This window comes from Shewanella chilikensis, assembly GCF_037953065.1.
Lineage (GTDB): Bacteria > Pseudomonadota > Gammaproteobacteria > Enterobacterales > Shewanellaceae > Shewanella > Shewanella chilikensis.
In genome coordinates this window covers 3,789,390-3,808,967 of the sequence record NZ_CP149966.1, presented here as the reverse complement: position 1 = coordinate 3,808,967, position 19,578 = coordinate 3,789,390, and the positions used below count along the sequence as shown (strand labels likewise).

Here is a 19,578-nt window from a genome sequence, read left to right as displayed (position 1 = left end):
TTTGTTTTTAATTTGTATCTGTCGATGTTACAAGTGTTGGGCGCCCTTGTTTTTAGGGTGTTTTAAAACGGAAGCATAAAACAACAATAAACAGTCTTAATGGGAGTAGACAATTGAAGAGTCAAGTTGCAATAGCTGTATCAGCAGCACTGTTATCCATGTCATGCCATACCCAAGCCGCGCCGTTGAGCGTATCAGATCCATTTATTTCTTCGGATCTGCTTAGTGCGTCAAGCGGCCGCAAAGGGCAACAGCAAGGGGTGGGGCAACATAAGTTTGTCAAAGAGCCTGGACTTGCTGAGGGGAAATACACTTATATAGTGCGCTTGAAAGATCCCTCTGTGGCGAATTATGCCGGTGGTATTGCCGGGCTTGAAGCCACCAGTCCACAGAGAAGCCAAGGGCTGGCGTCTCAAAAGTCTCCCAAGCTGAATACCGCCAGTGTGGCGGTGAAGTCCTACGTGAAGTATTTGAATGCCAAGCAACAGAACTTTTTAATGAGTGCCGCGGCACAAGGGGTTCAGTTACAGGCTAAGGCCAGGTATCACTATGCCTTTAATGGTCTGGCGGTCACCATGGATCAGCAGCAGGCAGAAGCCCTATCCAAGCTACCCGAAGTGGCTTTCATTGAGCGGGAAAGCCTCTATTCAATGGATACCGACAGCAGCCAGAGCATGATAGGTTCTCCCAAAGTGTGGGACGGCAGTGCTACAGGGACTCGGGCTATGGGAGAAGGGGTTATAGTCGGGGTGATCGATTCGGGGATCAACAGTGATCATCCATCCTTTGCCGACATTGGGGGAGATGGTTATGACCATACCAATCCCTGGGGACAAGGTGTTTACGTTGGTGACTGTGCGGTAGAGTTCTCTGACATGTGTAACGATAAGCTAATCGGAGTCAGAAGTTATCCAGAGATTACCGATAGTTATGATGATGAGGAGGTCTTTGGTCCAACGCCTCCTGCCAAGAATGGTGAGGATTATGGTGGTCATGGTTCTCACACTGCCGGTACTGCAGCGGGCAATATCCTTAAGAATGTCCCCTATGTTGCCGGTGAAGTCGGTGAAGCTCGGGGGGATGGCATAGAGACCGGTCTCGAGTTTACACAAATATCCGGGGTAGCTCCCCATGCCAATATTGTCGCCTATCAGATCTGCCGTCCGGGCAACAATGGCGATAGATACTCAGGTTGCCCCACATCGGCGATTCTCAAGGCTTTGGATGATGCTATTGCCGACGGAGTGGATGTGATCAACTATTCCATCAGCGGCGGTGGTTTCCCTTGGGCAAGTTCTACTGAAATGAGCTTCCTGGCAGCCCGTAATGCCGGCATCTTCTCTGCCGTATCGGCCGGAAATACTTCTGCATCGGTTGGCCAAGTTCCCTTTTCTTCACCCAAGAATGCGCCTTGGTATACCTCAGTTGCGGCATCAACCCACAACCGGGAAGTGCGCTCCACTCTGGAGTTCAACGGTGACCTGCTGGATTACACTCAGGGAACCGGGCCGGTAATGACTACAGACATCAGCGCACCTTTGGTGTATGCCGGTGACTTGGCAGCTGATAATTTCGAAGGTTGCAACGCCTTTGCCGCCGATGCGTTCAAGGAGCAGTTGGCGTTGATTAAGCGCGGCGGCTGTAATTTCGCCGACAAAGTCAATAATGCCAAAGATGCGGGAGCAGTAGGGGTTATCGTCTTTAACAAAGACGGTGAAGGCAACGTTAGAAGCAAGATGTCCGGACTTGGCAACACCAGTATCCCCTCTGTTTTCATCGGCAATATTGATGGTTTGGCTGTCGTGGATGCGCTGGCGGCTACGCCAGGCTTGGTAGCCAAAATCAATGCCACTCCATCTGCCGTTGAGCGTCAGACCGATGTGTTGGGAAGTTTCTCTCTACTTGGACCAAACCGTTACTTAGATGTGATTGCGCCTTCGATTTCAGCACCGGGTGTGGATATCTATGCCGCTTATGCTGATGAGCAGTATGGCCATGAAGTAACAGGGACAGATCCTGCCGATTATACTCTGATGTCCGGTACTTCTATGTCCAGTCCTCATGTGGCGGGCGCCGGGGCGCTGCTGAAGTCGGCTCATCCTGAGTGGACGCCGGATAATATCCGTTCAGCCTTGATGCTGACTGCAACAACAGCCAGTGCTATGACCAAAGCCGATGGCAAGACTACCGCGGATCCGTTTGATGTGGGGGCCGGCCGGATCCGGGTTGATTTGGCCGCCAAGACAGGGCTTATCATGGATGAGTTGGCGGACAATTATGAGTTTGCCAATCCAGAACTCGGTGGTGATCCCAGACGTTTGAATCTTCCCAGCATGTCTACTAGCCGATGTGTTAACAGTTGCAGTTGGACTCGAAAAGTCACGGCTACCAAAGACGGCGTATGGAGCGCTGCCGGGGTGGCGACGACTGAAGGGCTGAAAATAACTGTTTCGCCTGAAAACTTTACTCTGACCAAGGGGCAGTCGCAGCTGGTGACTGTCACTGCCGATATCACAGGAGTGAACTCAAGTGATTGGGCGTTTGGTAACCTGCTGTTGACCTCGAGTAACCACCCTGATGCGGCCATGCCTGTGGCGGTTAAAGCTGCCCGTGACAATTTGCCGGACAGTTTAACCATCAGAGCGGGACGAGATGCCGACGAGCTGACTTTCAGCGAGCTGAAATCGCTGGATATGACTGGACTGGATGCAGAAGTATCTGTCTTGGCTCTGGCCGACAGTTTTGAAGGCGTGCTGAAGCAAGATTCGAATGTTGGTAGCTTCCTGGACGACATTACCGATGGTGTCGCCTTCGTCGCCTACAGGGTTGAAGAGGGGGCAAAGCTATTCAATACCACTATTACTGCCACCAATTCCCCGGATTTGGATCTCTATGTGGCGATAGACAGAGATAGTGACGGGTCGTTGGATGCCCTTGTCGGCCAATCGGCCAGAGCCGGTTCTGATGAATCTGTCAGTATCAGTAATCCAGAAGTCGGTGACTATTATATTTTTGTGCAAAACTATGAGGCCTCGGCCGCCAATGCCGAAGATCCCTTCACCTTGAAAACCTCTGTGGTAGAGGCCGGTCCGGCTCAGGACAACTTTACTCTGACCAAGACGGGTGACAATGAGGACTTCTCACTGAAATTTGCCTGGAAGGATAATTTTGACGCCAGCGACCTGGGTTATGCCGTAGTAACTCTGACGTCCTGTGATACCAATGTCGCTGCCAAGAACCTGCCGGTTGCTTTCAGCCGAGTCGTTGATGATGTGCAGATGCCTGAGGCCAGTATACTCAGTGGTGAGATGACCCCTGGGCTGCCAGTAACCATGACTGTAACTATCGCTGCCAATACTTCCCCAGAGGCTCGGGAGTATCAAATCAAGGCCATGGTGCCGGAAGGACATGAAGTCACAGCTATCAGCGACAAAGGGGAACTGGCTCAAGGAGTATTGAGTTGGACTCATGTGATGCAAACTGGTGAACCGGCCAAGACACTGAGTTTCAAGTTTATCCCGCGTAAACAGGGGCTGGGTAATAAGCTGATACTGAGCAATACCGTTGTCAATGATACCGCCGAGGTATTGACTCAGGAGTATCTGTTTGATGTCAAAGAAGGTGCTCCAGTTATTAAAGTTAATGCACCCGACCGAGTGGCAGAGCGTAATAGCTTTGTTATCGATGCATCTGCCTCGGCCGATCCCAATGGTGATTCGGTCAGCTATCATTGGACTCAGATCGCCGGTGCGCCGCTGAAGTTTGACAGCTCGGCGGCCAAGCTGGATCTGACAGCGCCTGAAGTGGGTGGTTCTGGCGATTTGCTGACTTTCAATCTGAAGGTGAGTGACTCCAAGGGTAACAGCACTACGGAAACGGTCAGCATAGTGGTGTTTGACTGGGAGCATGACAGTGGTGGTTCGCTGGGGTGGTTGTCACTGTTGTTGCTGCCTTTGGGGTGGCTGCGCAGAAAATCGAGCTAAGGAAGGTGCGAAACAAGTCTTATGTGTGCTCTGCGTTGGCTTACAGGCCTGGACGCAAGGCGTGGTTCGCAGCAAATGGCCATAGTCCTTTACTCCTTTCCTAAGTCTTAAACTGAAAAAGGCTGCCAATTTGGCAGCCTTTTCTTTATCTGTTGTCAGGGTTTTACCGCCCTGACAATTGGGTTCTGCAGGCTTATCAGGGTTTCGGTGGACTGAATTTCGTCTATCGACTGGATGCGGTTAATCAGCACGTGCTGCAGGGCATCTATAGATTGACACATCACTTTGACAAACACGCTGTAGTTGCCTGTGGTGTAGTAGGCCTCTACCACTTCTTCCAGCTCATTGAGCTTGGAGATAGCGGCGGGATAGTCACCGGCACTCTTGAGATTGATGCCGATAAAGCAGCAGACATCATAGCCCAGAGCCTTGGGGTTAACCGTTATTTGGGCTCCGGTGATGATACCGGCCTGTTTCATCTTTTCGACCCTGACATGAATCGTGCCTGCGCTGACGCTGAAGCGTTTGGCCAGCTCAGCAAAAGGGGTTCGAGCATCCTGCATCAGGGCTTCCAGGATCTGATTGTCCAGTTGATCTCTTTGAAATGATGTATCCACAGCATCACGCCTAAATTGCTTATAATCAGGCACGAATCTACGTGTTTTATTGTAAAATTGCCAGTCTTAAGGCGACTTTTGGCTTAACATCTAGGGTGATGTTAGTCGCTATTGCCCGCCTTCGGGCTCGAGAAAAGGCACAGGTGCACTGAAGCTCATGGGGTCACCCGAGTAGGGGTGCTTGATGCTGAGGCTGGCGGCATGCAGCAGCAATCTGGGAGCCAATCTTTTTGCCCAGGAGTCGGCGTAGAAACCATCGCCCAGAATGGGATGACCCAATGCCATCATATGCACCCTGAGTTGGTGTGAGCGTCCTGTGATGGGGATCAGCTTGACCAGAGTTGAATAACGCCCCTTGCTGATCACCTCATAATGAGTCAATGACGGCTTACCCACTTGATGGTCAACTTTCTGTCTGGGCCTGTTGGGCCAGTCGCAGATGAGTGGCAGTTCTATACTGCCTTGAGTGGCCTTGATATAACCGGCGACTCTGGCGTAGTAACTCTTTTGGGTTTCCCTGTCTCGAAACTGGCGTTTCAGTTCACGCTCGGCACTGCGCCTCAGTGCCAACAAGAGCACGCCCGAGGTGGCCATGTCGAGGCGGTGAACCACTTGTGCCTGCGGATGTTCGGCCAACACTCTGGCATAAGCGCTGTCGTGATGGGCCGGATCTCGTCCGGGAACCGAGAGCAGTCCCGAAGGTTTATTGATGACTATGATGTCCTTGTCCTGGTAAAGAATATCCAGCCAAGGCTCGGTTGGTGGATTGTAGACAAAATCTGACATGTCATGGCCTCAATGAAAATGGACGGCAAAGATAACCGCGGCTGCAGGTAGATGCAAGCTCTTGGGCGTTGTTGCACCCAGGTCCGTAAGCCAACGCAGAGCATCATGGAACTTGTCCCTATCTTCCCTGGGTTAATTTGAGTGCTTTACTTCTCTTTTACAACCGCGGCAATTAGTATCTTAGTGTTTGAATTGGAAATGGATTGGTATGGGAAGGCGCTCAGGTTACCTGTTGGAAGATTGGTTGGTTGACCCTCAGATGAGTACGCTGAGCCGCGAAGAGGCTCAAGTACGGCTCGAGCTCAGGGTGATGCAGGTATTGCTGTGCCTTATCCATCATGCCAACACCCTGGTGACCCGAGAGATGTTGATCCAGGAGGTTTGGCACGGCGGTATTATCACGGATAACGCCATCAACCGCATTATCGGTTTGCTGCGTCAGTATTTGCAGGATAATCCCAGAGAGCCACGTTTTATCAAGACAGTGCCCAAGCAGGGCTATGTGTTGATAGCGAAAGTACGCGAGACGACACTCGACGACGATTCGCCGGACAACCCTCTACCAATAACACAGTTAGACGCCGAGACTGAGCAAAAGATAGCAGCAGGCGGCAGAAAGTGGGGCTATTTGGGCGGCGCCTTCGGTGTGCTGGCGGCGGGTATTGCCAGTTGGCTCTATCTGGCTCCTGCCCAGGAAAACCCCCAGCTTGAGTTGACAGATGTGGCCATCCGGCGTTTGACTCCACTGACTTCGCTCAATGGTCAGGAGGTGGACCCCAGCCTGTCCCCCGATGGCAGCATGCTGGCATTTTCCTATCGGGAACTGAACGCCGATAAGTGGCATATTGAGCTGATGTCGCTCGGCGACAGAGTCATCAAAACCATTCCTGTTGTGGATGATTACAGTCTGCGCTACCCGGCCTGGCGCCACGATGGCAAGGCCTTGGCTTATTTGGCATTCAGTGAGACTCAGGGCTGCCGTATCATGGTGACAGAGCTGACGGAAGAAGGGATGCGAAGCCGCATAGTCAGCCAGTGCCATCAGACAACACAGTCGACCAGCATCGCCTGGAGTCCCTCGAACCGCTCGCTGTTTTATGTGGATGCCGAAGGGGTCGAAGGTTTCAAGCGCGTTTTTCTGCTCAGTCTCAGCGACGGCCGGCGCCAGCAATTGAGTCAACCTCATGTGGTGGGACGCGGCGACTATGCACTGGCCTTGTCTCCCGACGGTCACAGTCTGGCGGTGCTGCGTAGTATCAACTGGTTCGACACTCAGATCTTGCTGTTCGATATCGAATCCGGTGATTGGCAAAACCTGCAGCGTGTGGGGTATCCACTGCGCAGTATTGCCTGGGATAAAGGCGGCAACGCCTTGGTATACCGAGGAGAGGAGGGGCAACTTCACCGTTTGCAACTCAAACCCCGTAAGTTAACCCGACTGACGAGCGTGTTGCAGGAAATCAATTCTCCCTCGGCCAATAGTGCCGGACGCATGGCGGCGGTTGTCGGCGAACTGTTTGAAGAGGAGATCTGGTTCTGGTCCTCGCCCTTTGATGAGGCTTCCAAGCCGCAGCGCTTTGTGGCGTCCAGTCGCCGTGATACCGCCGGTACCTTGCGCCACGATGGCAAGGAGTTGATCTTTGTTTCCAATCGCAGCGGCTTGCCACAATTATGGCGTCGGGACGAACAGGGCACGGAGAAACAACTGAGTCGCCTGAGCACTTTTTCTCATATAGATGAACTCAGTTATTCAGCCGATGACAAGCTGGTGGCCGGTAGTCTCAACCAACAGGTGTTTGTCCTTAACCCTGAAAACGGTGAACTCAAGTTTTTCCCTCAGCTGGGCAATGTCCGTAATGTCAGTTGGGGGCGCAGTAGCAATGAACTGCTGGCAGCCGTCAGTGTCGATGGTCGCTGGCAGATAAACAGCCTGATGTTAGACAGTGGCGAGCAGCAGCCTTTGTTGACAGATGGCTTTTCTGCCAAGTACGCCGCCGACGGTACTCTTTATTTTACCCGCCTGTACAAGAAAGGGATTTGGCGTCTGAAGCAGGGCGTCGAAGAACTCTTTTATGACCAGTATACTCCTCACTTCGGTAGCAGTTGGCAACTGGCTGCCGAGGCACTTTGGTTGTTGCGGCCCAACGACAATGCTATGGGCATTCTCAAGATAGATCTCCATACGGGCAAGAGAGAAGGACGTGACATTCCGATGGAGAAAGTTTCCCCAAGATTGCTGTCGGTGACAGATGACGGCCAGATCTCGCTGGCGTTATTGGGGCCTGCCAATACAGATATAGTCGAAGTAATTAACTGATTTATAAGGCATCACCTTTCCATCACTTTTTCATTATGGTGCTTTTCTCTGTCTGAGATAGCTTTAGGGGCAAGCTTGATTGCCTGACTTTTAAAGTGCTTGGTTTTTACTCTGAGTACCAGGCAAAAAGGTCGAAGCAATCTCGGGCGCAGCTTGCGCCCACCCCTTCCCAGCAGGAGAAAAGATGATGAAAAGTTTGAATCAGTTTGTGAAAAATGCGATTGGATTTGCATTGCTTTCTACTCTGTTTGCTTTACCGCTACTGCTGGCGTCGACACCCACCAAGGGCAAGGATGAAGTCAATACGCCATCTCTGTGTGAGCCGTATCCAGAGTGTGTGATTTACAAGATCCCCGATGAGTCCATCAATCTATAACCGTCAGTGGAGGCCATCATGTTACAGGTAACTCTCTATTTGGTCGGTTCACTGAGCGCTTTTGTATTGGTGTACTACCTGTTTTTAAACTTGGTTCTTGCGTCCGAAGAATCAAGCTTGCTCGACCCTAAGGACAAATAACTCTCCCTTTCCAAGCCAAAGGGGCACGGTGTAAACCGTGCCCCTTTTTATTCACCAGGAAGCTTAGGAGAAGCTGTGACCGCCCACATGCATGATGCAAAAGGTCCAGACCACAAAAGCCAGAATACCGTGTACCAAAGCGTAGAAAGCCTGATCCAGGCGACGTAGGCCGGCTGCTTGCCAGATAAGGTGCAGGTGCAGCCCAAGCACCAGAGGGAACAGTAACAACAAGGGATAAAGGGCGAATGGGCTGGCATCTCCCAGCAGAGGCCGGGTCAACAGTGACCAGAGCACCATAAAGGCGGTGATCAACGGGGGCAGGGCAAGCCGATACTGCTCGGGATAGGGAAACATTGCAGGTCCTTGATACAGCTGAATGGAGGCGGATCAGCGGACGGCTCTGGCAATCAATTGTGCCTTGGCTTGCAGCATTCCCGTTTCTCCGCCGGGCATATGGCCTTCAAAGTAATGTAAAGTCTCGAATTTGGCAAATCTGTGTTCTAGCTCACCTTCATTCAATAAAAAGTCCGGGTTGCTGGGACGGCCGAACTTGGCCTGTTCTCGAGTAAAGGTTTCGTAAAACAGCAAGCCTCCAGGCTTTAGCTGTTTGGCAATCCAGGGCAGCGAGGGGCGGTGCAGGTAGTTGAACACCAATACTACATCGAAAGGCTGAAGCTCGGGTTTATCACCTTGTTCGAGATCCCATTCGATAAATTGGCAGTGAGGAAACTGGCGCCAGAGGCCATCAAAACCCTCGGGATTGCGATCGATGAAGGTGACCTCGGCCCCCTGCTTGGCAAACCAATGGCCGTTGCGCCCTGAGCCACAGGCCAAGTCCAGCACTCTGAGCGTCGGCGTTATCTCTGGGTGTCGGTCAAAGGCGGTGATCAGCTCTGCGGTATTCATCCCTTGATCTCCTTGCGGCTGTCGATTCTGCGTCTATGAACTATAGAGTAATGTCTCAGACCTGCAGGTCCATGTGACACTATGACCGACAGTAAAACCACAGTCACAAGCAATTCGCTCTTGTAGCTTGCCAAGGGAATGAATAGCAAGATCAGCAGTAGTTTCACCAGGGTTAATACCCCTTTCAATTGGATAAGCCAGCGCCAATCACGGACTATCTCCCACAGCATCAGGCAACTACCACTGGCCATGGCCATGATCCAATAGAGCTGCCAGCTTTCTCTGGGGACAGATAGCAAAATACCGCCACCGGCACCGACTATTCCCAAAATGTGCAGGGCTCTGAGGCTGGTCTTACAAAGGCGTTGCAGCCAAAACTGCTTTTCAGACATCTGTGTTTTAGCCATGGCGATGATATCTGTGATCCAGAATACAAATTTTCCGTTAGCTTAGCAGCATTCGCCAATTGGCGACTATGCTTGATCCTGTATTTGTCGAGTCTTCTCACATGGAAATACAGAACCTCAAAACGTTAACCTCGTCAGCTATACGGTACGCTGACCGTGATTTGTATCAATATGTGACCGGCTAATCTGCAAAAGTGCACAGAAATGCAGATAGCTGTCTGCAACAGGAAATTTTTTGTGACTCAGTTAAATATATGCCTAAAGGGGTAGTGATATCTTCTGCCGTGGGAGATATGACGTGCTACAGCCTTGGTAATTGGTATAAAAAACTAAAAAGCACTGTAGTACGAAATAGCTATATATGAGTATGTGAAATAATATGGTGGAGGAACACTCTATGTTCACGGGAGCACTTAAAAAAACAGCACTGGCTGCTCTGATTTCCGGCATGATGGCCGGTACAGCTTATGCCGGCGCAGATGTATTGGCGGATTTTCATGGTGAGATGGGCGGTTGCGATACTTGCCACGTTTCCGAGAAAGGTCCAACCGATGACAACCTGACCCATGAGAACGCGCAATGCGTTAGCTGCCACGGTGATCTGAATGAGATTGCTGCCGGTGAAAAAGATCTGAAGATTTCTCCACACAAGTCTCACCTTATCGGTGAAATCGCTTGTACTTCTTGCCACATAGGCCATGAAAAATCAGTGGCATACTGTGACGCTTGCCATAGCTTCGGCTTCGATATGCCATTCGGCGGTAAGTGGGAGCGTAAGTTCGTTCCTATCGACGTGCAGAAAGATGCTCAAGACAAAGCCATCGCAGCTGGTCCTCGTGAAACCACTGACGTGGTTATCATAGGTTCTGGTGGTGCCGGTCTGGCCGCTGCAGTATCTGCCCGCGACAACGGTGCCAAAGTGATTCTGTTGGAAAAAGAACCTGTTGCTGGTGGTAACACCAAGCTGGCTGCCGGTGGTATGAACGCTGCTGAAACCAAGCCTCAAGCGGCTCTGGGCATTAAAGACAAGAAAGAGATCATGATTGAGGACACCATGAAAGGTGGCCGTAACATCAACGATCCTGAGCTGGTTAAAGTACTGGCCAATAACTCTTCCGACTCTATCGACTGGTTGACCGCTATGGGCGCCGACATGAATGACGTAGGTCGTATGGGTGGTGCCAGTGTAAACCGTAGCCACCGTCCAACTGGTGGTGCCGGTGTGGGTGCTCACGTAGCTCAGGTTCTGTGGGACAACGCTGTTAAGCGCGGTACCGATATCCGTCTGAACAGCCGCGTTGTTCGCGTACTGAAAGATGATTCAGGTAAAGTGACCGGCGTTCTGGTTGAAGGTAAGTACACTGGTTACTATGTGATCAAGGCTGACGCCGTGGTTATGGCTACCGGTGGTTTCGCCAGAAACAACGACCGTGTTGCCAAGTATGATCCTAAGCTGAAAGGCTTTGCTGCTACCAACCATCCTGGTGCAACCGGTGACGGTCTGGATGTTGCCATGCAAGCCGGTGCCGATACCCGCGATCTGGAATGGGTACAGGCTCACCCAACTCTGTCTCCACGTGGTGGTGTGATGGTAACTGAAGCCGTACGTGGTAACGGTGCTATCCTGGTTAACCGCGAAGGTGACCGTTTCGTCAACGAAATCACTACTCGTGACAAGGCTTCTGCAGCCATCCTGAAACAGAAAGGTGCCAGCGCCTTCTTGGTATTCGATGACTCAGTTCGTAAGAGCTTGAAGAAGATTGAAAACTATGTCCACCTGGGCATTGTTGACGAAGGTAAGACTCCTGAAGAACTGGCCAAGAAGATTGGTGTTCCAGGTGCCGAGCTGGCCAAGACTATCGCTACCTACAACGGTTTCGTGAAGTCTGGTAAAGACACTCAATTCGAGCGTCCTAACCTGCCTCGTGAACTGGGTACTGCTCCATACTACGCCATCGAAGTTAAGCCAGCTGTACACCACAGCATGGGTGGCGTGAAGATCGATACCAAGACTGAGGTTAAAGCCAAAGACGGTCATCTGATCCAAGGTATGTATGCTGCCGGTGAAGCCACTGGTGGTGTTCACGGTGCCAACCGTCTGGGTGGTAACGCTATCTCTGATATCGTAACCTTCGGTCGTATCGCCGGTGCTGAAGCTGCCAAGTACGCTAAAGAGCACTAGGCCAAGCTAATTCTCCGATAGCACGGAGTCGGGGCGCTTGAGCCCCCATCAAAAAAAGCGGACTGTCAGGAGTCCGCTTTTTTCTTTTTATTGCGCTGCATCATGTTTCCGGTGAGATTGTCTGTGCCAGGCAAAGACAAGTTTAGGTAATTCACTTACACTTTTAGCTACCATTCCAATTACCGGGTCATAAACAGCATGAAGATAGGTTTTTTCAGCGCCAAGCGTTACGACATGCAGCATTTCAACCGTACCAACGAGGCCTTCGGGGCGCAAATTGAGTACTTTGATGTGCGCCTATGCATGCAAACAGTGAAACTGGCTTACGGATTCGAAGTGATCTGCGCCTTCGTCAACGATGAACTCAATGAAGATGTGTTGACAGAATTGGCTGCCAACGGCACCCGGATTATCGCCATGCGTTGCGCCGGCTTTAATAATGTCGACCTGGATGCGGCCAAACGTCTGGGAATGAATGTTGTCAATGTCCCTGCTTATTCTCCCGAGTCTGTGGCCGAGCATACGGTCGCCCTGATATTGACCCTGAACCGCAAGATCCATAAGGCGTATCAACGCACCCGGGATGCCAACTTCTCTCTCGAAGGGTTAGTGGGTTTCAACATGTTCGGTAAGACTGTGGGCGTGGTCGGCACAGGGAAAATCGGTATCGCTACCATCAAGGTCTTGCTGGGCTTTGGCTGCAAAGTATTGGCGTTTGACCCTTATCCCAACCCGCAAGTAGAGGCGCTGGGTGCTCGTTATGTCACTCTGGATGAGATGTACCAACAGAGCGATATCATCAGTCTTCATTGCCCGCTGACGGCGGAAAACCGTCATCTGCTCAACGCAGACAGCTTTGCCAAGATGAAGCCGGGGATGATGGTGATTAACACCAGTCGTGGCGGCTTGCTCAACGCCATAGATGCCATGGAAGCGCTCAAGCTCGGACAGATAGGTTCGTTGGGGTTGGATGTGTATGAGAACGAGAAAGAGCTGTTCTTTGAAGATAAGTCCAACGAAGTGATCCAGGACGATGTATTCCGGCGTTTATCGGCTTGCCACAACGTGATCTTTACCGGTCACCAGGCGTTTTTGACCGAAGAGGCCTTGGGCGCCATCGCCCACACCACACTGTCCAATGTGCAGAAACTCCTCAGCGGTGAGCGTTCGGGTAACGAGCTTTTCTAAGGAAGGTGCGAACAAGTCCCATGTGTGCTCTGCGTCGGCTTACAGGCCTGGATGCAAGGCGTGGTTCGTAGCAAATGGCCCTAGTCCTTTGCAAGAATTCTTTATAGATAAATACTGACACCTGACTCCCCGATTGCTAGATTGAGATAATCGCATCGGGGAGATGCTCATAGGGAGGTGTCATGCTGGTTACACAGAGTCTTCATCAACTGCCGACGGCAAGCGGCAGCATGCAAACCCGGGTCTATCGTCCCGATAGCGGGGGTTGTTTTCCCGCCATCATTTTTTACTCGGAAATCTTTCAGGAAACCGCACCTATAAGCCGCATGGCTTGCCTGCTGGCCGGTCATGGCTTTGTGGTATTGGTGCCGGAGATTTTCCACGAGCTCAATCCGCCGGGCACTGTGCTTGGCTATGATGACAGTGGCAAGGACAAAGGCAACAGCGACAAGCTGAGCAAGCCATTGGAAGCCCACGATGATGATACTCAGGCGCTGGTGGATTTTATCCGGGCTCAGCCTTGGAGCCGTGGCCGGATAGGTGCCATGGGCGTCTGCGTTGGCGGTCACCTGGCATTTCGCGCCGCCCTTAACCCCGACATCGCAGCGGCATTTTGTCTCTATGCCACAGATATTCACAGCGGCGCTATCCCGAGTGCGCCGGGGAATGACTCTCTCAGCCGCTGCCGGGATATTCGCGCCGAGTTGGTAATGATCTGGGGCAAGCAGGACCCCCATGTGCCGAGTGAAGGGCGCCGTCTCATCCAGCAAAGACTGGAGCAATGCCAGACCTTATACAGCTGGCAGGAGCTCAATGCCCAGCACGCCTTTATGAGGGATGGCGATCCCCGATATGACCCGGCATTGGCGTTGCAGATGTATCAGCAGGCTCTGGCGCTGTTTCAGCGCAGGCTCAATTAATCCTGCTTGGGTAACTGCTCCGGTGTTGTCTCTTGTGCCTGCGGTGCCGAGGCATTGCCGGGTGCCAGCTTCAGCACGGCTTTTTGCAGTATCAGGTTGTTGGGGTAGGTAACAGTATCGCCGTTGTCGCGGCGGATAAGCACGTGAAATAGCCCCACTTCCAACAATACCCCGGTAATATCCTCATCCTTGTCGACGACTTTGATCCGTTCACCGACCTTGTAGGGAAACACGAAAAAGATCAGTACCCCGGCGGTGAGGTTACTCAGTATCGACCACTGGGCCACCAAAGCCACCCCCAGCACGGCAAATGCCGAAGACACGAACAGTGAAACCTCCTGATAGCCGAGTCCCAGAGAAACGGCCATCAACGACAGAGTGACAAAGAACAACAGATAGCTGATAAAGCGGGTCACCAGGCTGGTGCGGGCGGCGCTGACCTGTTTCTTGTCCGCCAGGGTTTGCACCGCATTTTTCAGCGCCCGCTGCAGAAAGAAAAACACCCCGAGATAGAGGCAGGCAATCAGAATATTGTGAGTCATATGGCGTATGCTTCTGTGAGAAATAAGGCATTTGCTGGCATACTAGCGACTTTGTCACAGGGGATAAACTCCCCAACCGAGAATTATTCAAGCATGGCAGATTATCGCACCTTAGTGCAGCAACAGGATGAATGGGGCAGCGTCGCTGTCCTCGATGATGGCGACTGTCGGATCTTGGCCTTCGGCGAACATGATGAGCAGAGCAAACTGTTGAAAAAGGCCCCCCATGTGCCGCAGCACACCTATGTGCAGGCCATGCTGCTGGCGCTTTTGTACCTCAAACCCAAGAGCGCCATCATTTTGGGGCTGGGCGGCGGCGCTTTGGTGCATGCGCTGAGGCATTTTGATGCCGCTATCAAGCTTACAGCGGTCGAGTTGCGCCCCCTGGTGCTTGAGTTGGCCAAGAGCCATTTTCAACTGCCACTGTCGAAAAAGCTGAACCTTATCAATCAGGATGCCAATCAGTTTCTGGCCAGTGCCGAGCACAAGAAGGTAGATATTATCTTCGCCGATCTCTACGGCTCTGAAGGCGTGGATGCCGGTCAACTGAGCCAAACCTTTATCGAGCAGAGCTTGGCGCTGCTCAAGAGTGAAGGTTTGCTGGTGCTCAACTGCTGGAAAGAGCACAGTCAGGACAGAGGCCTGCTGGCTCGCCTGCAGCAACATTTCCCCGATGTGCGGGCCTGCCTCACGGGGGGCGGCAACTGGGTAGTGTTTGCCTCAAGGACACCGAAAAACTTTACCAGTGCCGGGCTCAAGCAGGGCGCCGCCGGCTTGTCTGCTGTGCTGGACTGCGATCTAGGCCGCTCTCTCAGTCGCTTCGAACTCTGGCAGTAGGCTAATTTGTAAGGGATTGTTAAGGGCACTAGTCCGTAAAAGCCCTGATGTTATATTTGTCTGCCCCTCAATAATGATAAGCAGTACAAATGAATAAAAACAAAAGATTAGCAGTAAAACTTCTGACCCTATCCTGCCTTATGGGCGCTGGGACGACACAGGCCGAACAGTATGAGTTTGCCACTCAAGTCGCCCCGGCCAACACCTTGGTGATGTTCCAGCATCAGGATGGCACCCTCTACTCGGCCGCCGGATTGCAGGCGGATACCCGCAAACAACTGCAGCGCGCCATTACGGCCGCTAACTTCAAAGGCCAGGAGGGCGAGCTGCTTGAATTGCTGGCCCCCATTGGTACCCAAGCAGATCGCCTGCTGCTGCTCGGGCTTGGGGATGCTGAACTGACGCCGGGGAAGACAGCCTTGCTGGGGGGCAAGCTGTCCAATCACCTGGAATCCGTCAAACAACCCAAGGTGGCGGTATGGGCCGCTGATATCCCAAATAGCCAGGGGTTTATCGCCGAATTGACCCAGGGGATCTCCCTGGCCAGCTACCGCTATCGTGACTTCACGGCCAAGCCGCGCACCGAAAAACAGTACCATTTTGCGGTCGCCGAGCCCAAGGTAGCTAAGACCAATCACCTCAAGTCGGCAGCGATTGCCGATGGCGTGGCGCTGGCGCGGGATCTGACCAACAAACCGGCCGCCGAACTCTATCCCGAGTCCTTTGCCGATGCGGCCAAGGAACTCAAGCGTCTTGGCGTCAAGATTAAGGTGTTGGAACCCAAAGACTTGGCCAAACTCAATATGGGCGCGTTGCTGGCCGTGGGCAAAGGCAGCGAGCGAGGCCCAAGACTGGTAGTCGCACACTGGCAGGGCAGCGAGGATGCTGCGGTTGCGCTGGTGGGTAAGGGGATTACCTTTGACTCAGGCGGCTATAACATCAAGGCGACCGGCACTTCGATTGCGCGGATGAAGTCAGATATGGCCGGCGCCGCCACAGTGTTGGGAACGGTCAAGGCGATGGCCGCCTCCAAGGCGCCGGTTAATCTGGTGGGTATTATGCCGCTGGCGGAAAACATGGTCTCGGGTCGTGCAATGATCCCGGGGGATGTGATCAAGACTGCCCAGGGGCTGACGGTTGAAGTCCTCAATACCGACGCTGAAGGACGCCTAGTGCTGGCCGACGGTCTTTGGTATGCCCGCGAGCAATACCAACCACAAGTGATAGTGGATGTGGCGACCCTCACAGGGTCCAAGGTGCGTGCCCTTGGGGTGGAGTATGCCGGCCTGTTCAGTGACTCGGAACCTTTGGTGCAGCAACTGACCTATGCGGGACAGCAGGTGGGGGAAAAGCTGTGGCGCCTGCCGCTGGATCCGGCCTACGGCGAAGAGCTGCATTCCAGCATAGCGGACTTAACCAACACAGGCCGTGAAGGTAGCGCCGGGGCTTCTTCGGCGGCGATGTTTCTCAAGCGTTTTGCCGGTGATCAACCCTGGGCTCATCTGGACATTGCCGGTAATGCCCTGGTCAGGAGCGACACTCAACTGGCTCCGGCCGGTGCTACCGGTTATGGTGTACGCCTGCTGAGCCATTGGTTGGAACAGCATAAGTTCAGCGAGAACCAATAGATCAATAACTTGCCCGGGAGCGAAGGGTAATCGCTTTTTTCGCTCCCGACACAAGTTCCTCTGAAAAACCGATTAAGGCAACAGCTTTTATCCGTTATCTTATTTTAAACCCTTTGGTTAATATGACTTCCATCGAGGGGCAACAATGAAGTTGACCCGGACAATTCAAACTGAAAATGGGAGCATACAATGACTCAGTCAATCATCAACTCTGTAATCAAACCCTTTAAAGCTACCGCCTTCCACAAAGGTGAATTCGTTGAGCTGACCGAACAGGATCTGCTGGGCAAGTGGTCTGTAGTTTTCTTCTATCCAGCCGACTTTACCTTCGTTTGCCCAACTGAACTGGGTGATATGGCTGACCACTACGAAAAACTGCAAGCCATGGGCGTTGAAGTTTACTCTGTGTCTACCGACAAGCACTTCACTCACAAGGCATGGCACGATACTTCCGACACCATCAACAAGATCCAATTCCCAATGATAGGTGACCCAACCGGTGAAATCAGCCGTAACTTCGGCGTGCTGGTTGAGGAAGACGGTGTTGCCCTGCGCGGTACTTTCGTCAGCAACCCTGAAGGTGAAATCAAAGTCGCGGAAATCCATGACCTGGGTATCGGACGTAGCGCCAGCGAGCTGGTTCGTAAGATCCAAGCTGCTCAATATGTTGCCACTCACGACGGCGAAGTTTGCCCTGCCAAGTGGCAGCCAGGCGACGAAACTCTGGCTCCTTCTCTGGACCTGGTTGGCAAAATCTAAACAGCCAGCCTGACCCAGAAGGCTCCGAACCTCCCCCTGCAAGGGTTCGGAGCCTTTCCCCGCACTATTTCTGTTTTCCTTTAGTCTGATTCTGGAGTCATCATGTTGGATGCGAATCTGAAAAATCAACTGCAAACCTATCTGCAGAACCTCAAGCAACCAGTTGAACTTGTCGTATCTGCAGATGAAAGCCCAAAGTCCAAAGAGCTGTTGGCTCTGGCACAGGATATTGCCTCGCTGTCTTCCCTGGTCAGTGTGACCGAGCAGTCACTGTCCCGTACCCCGGCGATGCAGGTTACCTCAATCAAGGGCTCTGACATACGCTTTGCCGGTTTGCCCATGGGGCACGAATTTACCTCACTTGTGTTGGCTCTGCTGCACACAGGTGGGCATCCCATCAAGCTGGAGGCCGAGCTGATCGAGCAGATCCGCAGCCTGCCAGGGGAATATCATTTTGAAACTTTTGTTTCTCTGAGCTGCCAGAACTGCCCGGATGTGGTGCAGGCGCTCAATATGATGGCGGCGATCAACCCACGGATCAGCAATACCATGATAGATGGTGCCCTGTTCCAGGATGAGGTTGAGCAGCGTAACATCATGGCCGTGCCTTCGGTTTATCTGAACGGCGAGCCTTTCTCTGCCGGCCGCATCAGCCTGAAAGAGATACTCAGTAAATTGGATACCAATGCCTCTGCCCGCCAGGCCGAGAGCCTTAACCAGCGTAAGCCCTACGAAGTACTGGTGGTTGGCGCCGGGCCTGCAGGTGCATCAGCCGCCATCTATGCCGCCCGTAAGGGACTGCGCACTGGGCTGTTGGCCGACAAGTTCGGTGGTCAGGTCAGCGAAACCGTAGGCATTGAAAACTTTATTTCGGTCAAGGCGACTGAAGGCCCCAAGTTGGTGGCAAATCTGGAAGAGCATGTTCGCGACTATGAAGTGGATGTGATGGATAATCAGAAGGCGGTTCGCCTTGGCAGCAATGGTCTCTATGAAGTAGAACTGGAAAATGGTGCCGTACTCAAGAGCCGTACTGTCCTGTTGGCCACAGGGGCTCGCTGGCGGGAAATGAATGTTCCCGGTGAGCAGGAATATCGTGGCCGTGGTGTGGCTTATTGCCCTCACTGTGATGGCCCGCTGTTCAAGGGTAAACGAGTTGCGGTGATCGGCGGTGGTAACTCGGGTATCGAGGCGGCTATCGATCTGGCCAACATAGTCGAGCATGTGACTGTACTTGAGTTTGACAGCAAATTGCGCGCCGATGACGTGCTGCAGCGCAAGGCCAAATCTATGGGTAACATCACCATCATCACCCAGGCGCAAACGACTGAAGTCCTTGGTGATGGCAGTCGGGTTATCGGGCTCAACTACACAGACAGAGCCAGTGGCGAGCAGCATAATATTGCGCTGGCAGGTATCTTTGTGCAGATAGGTCTGGTGCCCAACACTGAATGGCTGCGCGGTACTGTGGAGTTGACTCCGCGCGGTGAGATCATTGTCGATGAACGCGGTCAGACTTCACTGCCAGGGGTGTTTGCCGCCGGTGACGTGACCAACTCGGCCTACAAGCAGATCATCATCGCCATGGGTAGCGGTGCAACCGCCTCTCTGGGAGCCTTTGACTACCTGATCCGCCATTCAGAGGATGAATCGGCAGCGGCTTGATGGGCAATAGTCCAGCACAATAAAAAACCGGCGTTGCCGGTTTTTTTGATTTTATCGCCAGGACCTTGGGAAGATCAGGCTGTGGTATTGATATTGTGGCCTATGTTACCAACCGGGCCGGCAGGTTCTTGTGCCGGTGTGGCGGCTTGAATAAGTTGCAGCGCGATTTCGCCTTCGGCTTCTTGTTGCTGCTTGGCCAGTTGCGCGACTTTAACACCGACAGCGCCGGTATCCATATTGACCGGCAGTGGCTGGGAGTTGAGAGAAACTGTCATGGCTTTCCTCTGGGTTAATGAGTCACGTCGGGACTCGGGCATGATACTGTTA

17 protein-coding genes are annotated in these 19,578 nt (G+C 52.7%); 10 read left to right on the top strand and 7 right to left on the bottom strand.

The genetic code is table 11. From position 1 onward, the window contains the following. The first annotated feature begins 113 nt into the window (after positions 1 to 113). Positions 114 to 3,983 (top strand): S8 family serine peptidase, encoded by a 3,870-nt coding sequence (locus tag WKR14_RS17255; protein WP_339087039.1) that lies wholly within the window; start codon positions 114 to 116, stop codon positions 3,981 to 3,983. A 155-nt stretch (positions 3,984 to 4,138) separates the two neighbouring features. On the opposite strand, the gene asnC is transcribed toward WKR14_RS17255, so the two are convergent. Beyond that, complete coding sequence (gene asnC / locus WKR14_RS17250) at positions 4,139 to 4,600, bottom strand: transcriptional regulator AsnC (RefSeq protein WP_025888669.1); 462 nt, start codon at positions 4,598 to 4,600, stop codon at positions 4,139 to 4,141. A gap of 108 nt (positions 4,601 to 4,708) precedes the next feature. Beyond that, positions 4,709 to 5,386, bottom strand: coding sequence for a bifunctional tRNA pseudouridine(32) synthase/23S rRNA pseudouridine(746) synthase RluA (rluA, locus tag WKR14_RS17245; RefSeq protein ID WP_101052801.1), 678 nt, complete (start codon positions 5,384 to 5,386; stop codon positions 4,709 to 4,711). Positions 5,387 to 5,594: 208 nt separating this feature from the next. On the opposite strand from rluA, the gene WKR14_RS17240 reads away from it, so the two are divergent. Beyond that, the gene (locus tag WKR14_RS17240; RefSeq protein ID WP_339087038.1) at positions 5,595 to 7,703 is read left to right on the top strand and encodes a winged helix-turn-helix domain-containing protein; all 2,109 of its coding nucleotides are present in this window, start codon (positions 5,595 to 5,597) and stop codon (positions 7,701 to 7,703) included. Between the two features lie 184 nt (positions 7,704 to 7,887). Next, entirely contained in the window at positions 7,888 to 8,079 is a 192-nt protein-coding gene (locus WKR14_RS17235) for a hypothetical protein (protein ID WP_039035056.1), read from the top strand. 204 nt (positions 8,080 to 8,283) lie between these two features. Here the strand turns inward: WKR14_RS17235 and WKR14_RS17230 are convergent, their stop codons facing one another. Genes WKR14_RS17230 through WKR14_RS17220 form a run of 3 tightly spaced genes read right to left on the bottom strand, consistent with a single transcriptional unit; the run spans position 8,284 to position 9,533 of the window. Further along, complete coding sequence (locus WKR14_RS17230) at positions 8,284 to 8,574, bottom strand: hypothetical protein (protein ID WP_028779462.1); 291 nt, start codon at positions 8,572 to 8,574, stop codon at positions 8,284 to 8,286. Between the two features lie 33 nt (positions 8,575 to 8,607). Next, positions 8,608 to 9,126 carry a class I SAM-dependent methyltransferase gene (locus tag WKR14_RS17225; RefSeq protein ID WP_339087037.1) on the bottom strand — a complete coding sequence of 173 codons (519 nt, stop codon included), beginning with the start codon at positions 9,124 to 9,126 and terminating at the stop codon, positions 8,608 to 8,610. Continuing rightward, the gene (locus tag WKR14_RS17220) at positions 9,123 to 9,533 is read right to left on the bottom strand and encodes a hypothetical protein (RefSeq protein WP_144168810.1); all 411 of its coding nucleotides are present in this window, start codon (positions 9,531 to 9,533) and stop codon (positions 9,123 to 9,125) included. The genes WKR14_RS17225 and WKR14_RS17220 overlap by 4 nt, the downstream gene beginning before the upstream one ends. Before the next feature lie 397 nt (positions 9,534 to 9,930). On the opposite strand from WKR14_RS17220, the gene fccA reads away from it, so the two are divergent. The 3 genes from fccA to WKR14_RS17205 all read left to right on the top strand — a co-directional run bounded on the left by fccA (position 9,931) and on the right by WKR14_RS17205 (position 13,823). After that, on the top strand, positions 9,931 to 11,715 hold the full coding sequence (gene fccA / locus WKR14_RS17215; RefSeq protein WP_101052811.1) for a fumarate reductase flavoprotein subunit FccA: 1,785 nt from the start codon (positions 9,931 to 9,933) through the stop codon (positions 11,713 to 11,715). A gap of 198 nt (positions 11,716 to 11,913) precedes the next feature. Continuing rightward, positions 11,914 to 12,903 carry a 2-hydroxyacid dehydrogenase gene (locus tag WKR14_RS17210; protein WP_165565614.1) on the top strand — a complete coding sequence of 330 codons (990 nt, stop codon included), beginning with the start codon at positions 11,914 to 11,916 and terminating at the stop codon, positions 12,901 to 12,903. Between the two features lie 182 nt (positions 12,904 to 13,085). Beyond that, positions 13,086 to 13,823, top strand: a complete 738-nt coding sequence (locus tag WKR14_RS17205) for a dienelactone hydrolase family protein (protein ID WP_218997695.1) — start codon at positions 13,086 to 13,088, stop codon at positions 13,821 to 13,823. On the opposite strand, the gene WKR14_RS17200 is transcribed toward WKR14_RS17205, so the two are convergent. Then, positions 13,820 to 14,365 (bottom strand): mechanosensitive ion channel family protein, encoded by a 546-nt coding sequence (locus WKR14_RS17200; RefSeq protein ID WP_039035050.1) that lies wholly within the window; start codon positions 14,363 to 14,365, stop codon positions 13,820 to 13,822. The genes WKR14_RS17205 and WKR14_RS17200 overlap by 4 nt on opposite strands. A 93-nt stretch (positions 14,366 to 14,458) precedes the next feature. Here WKR14_RS17200 and WKR14_RS17195 point away from each other — a divergent pair, with 93 nt between their 5' ends. The 4 genes from WKR14_RS17195 to ahpF all read left to right on the top strand — a co-directional run bounded on the left by WKR14_RS17195 (position 14,459) and on the right by ahpF (position 19,251). Beyond that, a complete protein-coding gene (locus tag WKR14_RS17195) occupies positions 14,459 to 15,202 on the top strand; it encodes a spermidine synthase (protein ID WP_117199930.1) in 744 nt (247 codons plus the stop codon). An 89-nt stretch (positions 15,203 to 15,291) separates the two neighbouring features. Further along, on the top strand, positions 15,292 to 16,830 hold the full coding sequence (locus WKR14_RS17190; RefSeq protein ID WP_339087036.1) for a leucyl aminopeptidase: 1,539 nt from the start codon (positions 15,292 to 15,294) through the stop codon (positions 16,828 to 16,830). A gap of 189 nt (positions 16,831 to 17,019) precedes the next feature. Then, positions 17,020 to 17,589 (top strand): alkyl hydroperoxide reductase subunit C, encoded by a 570-nt coding sequence (gene ahpC, locus WKR14_RS17185; protein WP_028779456.1) that lies wholly within the window; start codon positions 17,020 to 17,022, stop codon positions 17,587 to 17,589. 102 nt (positions 17,590 to 17,691) lie between these two features. Then, entirely contained in the window at positions 17,692 to 19,251 is a 1,560-nt protein-coding gene (ahpF, locus tag WKR14_RS17180; RefSeq protein WP_071238453.1) for an alkyl hydroperoxide reductase subunit F, read from the top strand. Between the two features lie 74 nt (positions 19,252 to 19,325). Here ahpF and WKR14_RS17175 read toward each other — a convergent pair whose 3' ends face one another. After that, complete coding sequence (locus tag WKR14_RS17175) at positions 19,326 to 19,526, bottom strand: cytoplasmic protein (protein WP_101052819.1); 201 nt, start codon at positions 19,524 to 19,526, stop codon at positions 19,326 to 19,328. Positions 19,527 to 19,578: the final 52 nt, after the last annotated feature.

Excerpts from the sequence above, each read along its gene's own strand:
- rluA (WP_101052801.1), bottom strand. The coding sequence starts at position 5,386 with ATGTCAGATTTTGTCTACAATCCACCAACCGAGCCTTGGCTGGATATT.
- WKR14_RS17240 (WP_339087038.1), top strand. The coding sequence starts at position 5,595 with ATGGGAAGGCGCTCAGGTTACCTGTTGGAAGATTGGTTGGTTGACCCT.
- WKR14_RS17235 (WP_039035056.1), top strand. The coding sequence starts at position 7,888 with ATGATGAAAAGTTTGAATCAGTTTGTGAAAAATGCGATTGGATTTGCA.
- WKR14_RS17230 (WP_028779462.1), bottom strand. The coding sequence starts at position 8,574 with ATGTTTCCCTATCCCGAGCAGTATCGGCTTGCCCTGCCCCCGTTGATC.
- WKR14_RS17225 (WP_339087037.1), bottom strand. The coding sequence starts at position 9,126 with ATGAATACCGCAGAGCTGATCACCGCCTTTGACCGACACCCAGAGATA.
- WKR14_RS17220 (WP_144168810.1), bottom strand. The coding sequence starts at position 9,533 with ATGGCTAAAACACAGATGTCTGAAAAGCAGTTTTGGCTGCAACGCCTT.
- fccA (WP_101052811.1), top strand. The coding sequence starts at position 9,931 with ATGTTCACGGGAGCACTTAAAAAAACAGCACTGGCTGCTCTGATTTCC.
- WKR14_RS17210 (WP_165565614.1), top strand. The coding sequence starts at position 11,914 with ATGAAGATAGGTTTTTTCAGCGCCAAGCGTTACGACATGCAGCATTTC.
- WKR14_RS17205 (WP_218997695.1), top strand. The coding sequence starts at position 13,086 with ATGCTGGTTACACAGAGTCTTCATCAACTGCCGACGGCAAGCGGCAGC.
- WKR14_RS17200 (WP_039035050.1), bottom strand. The coding sequence starts at position 14,365 with ATGACTCACAATATTCTGATTGCCTGCCTCTATCTCGGGGTGTTTTTC.
- WKR14_RS17195 (WP_117199930.1), top strand. The coding sequence starts at position 14,459 with ATGGCAGATTATCGCACCTTAGTGCAGCAACAGGATGAATGGGGCAGC.
- WKR14_RS17190 (WP_339087036.1), top strand. The coding sequence starts at position 15,292 with ATGAATAAAAACAAAAGATTAGCAGTAAAACTTCTGACCCTATCCTGC.
- ahpC (WP_028779456.1), top strand. The coding sequence starts at position 17,020 with ATGACTCAGTCAATCATCAACTCTGTAATCAAACCCTTTAAAGCTACC.
- ahpF (WP_071238453.1), top strand. The coding sequence starts at position 17,692 with ATGTTGGATGCGAATCTGAAAAATCAACTGCAAACCTATCTGCAGAAC.
- WKR14_RS17175 (WP_101052819.1), bottom strand. The coding sequence starts at position 19,526 with ATGACAGTTTCTCTCAACTCCCAGCCACTGCCGGTCAATATGGATACC.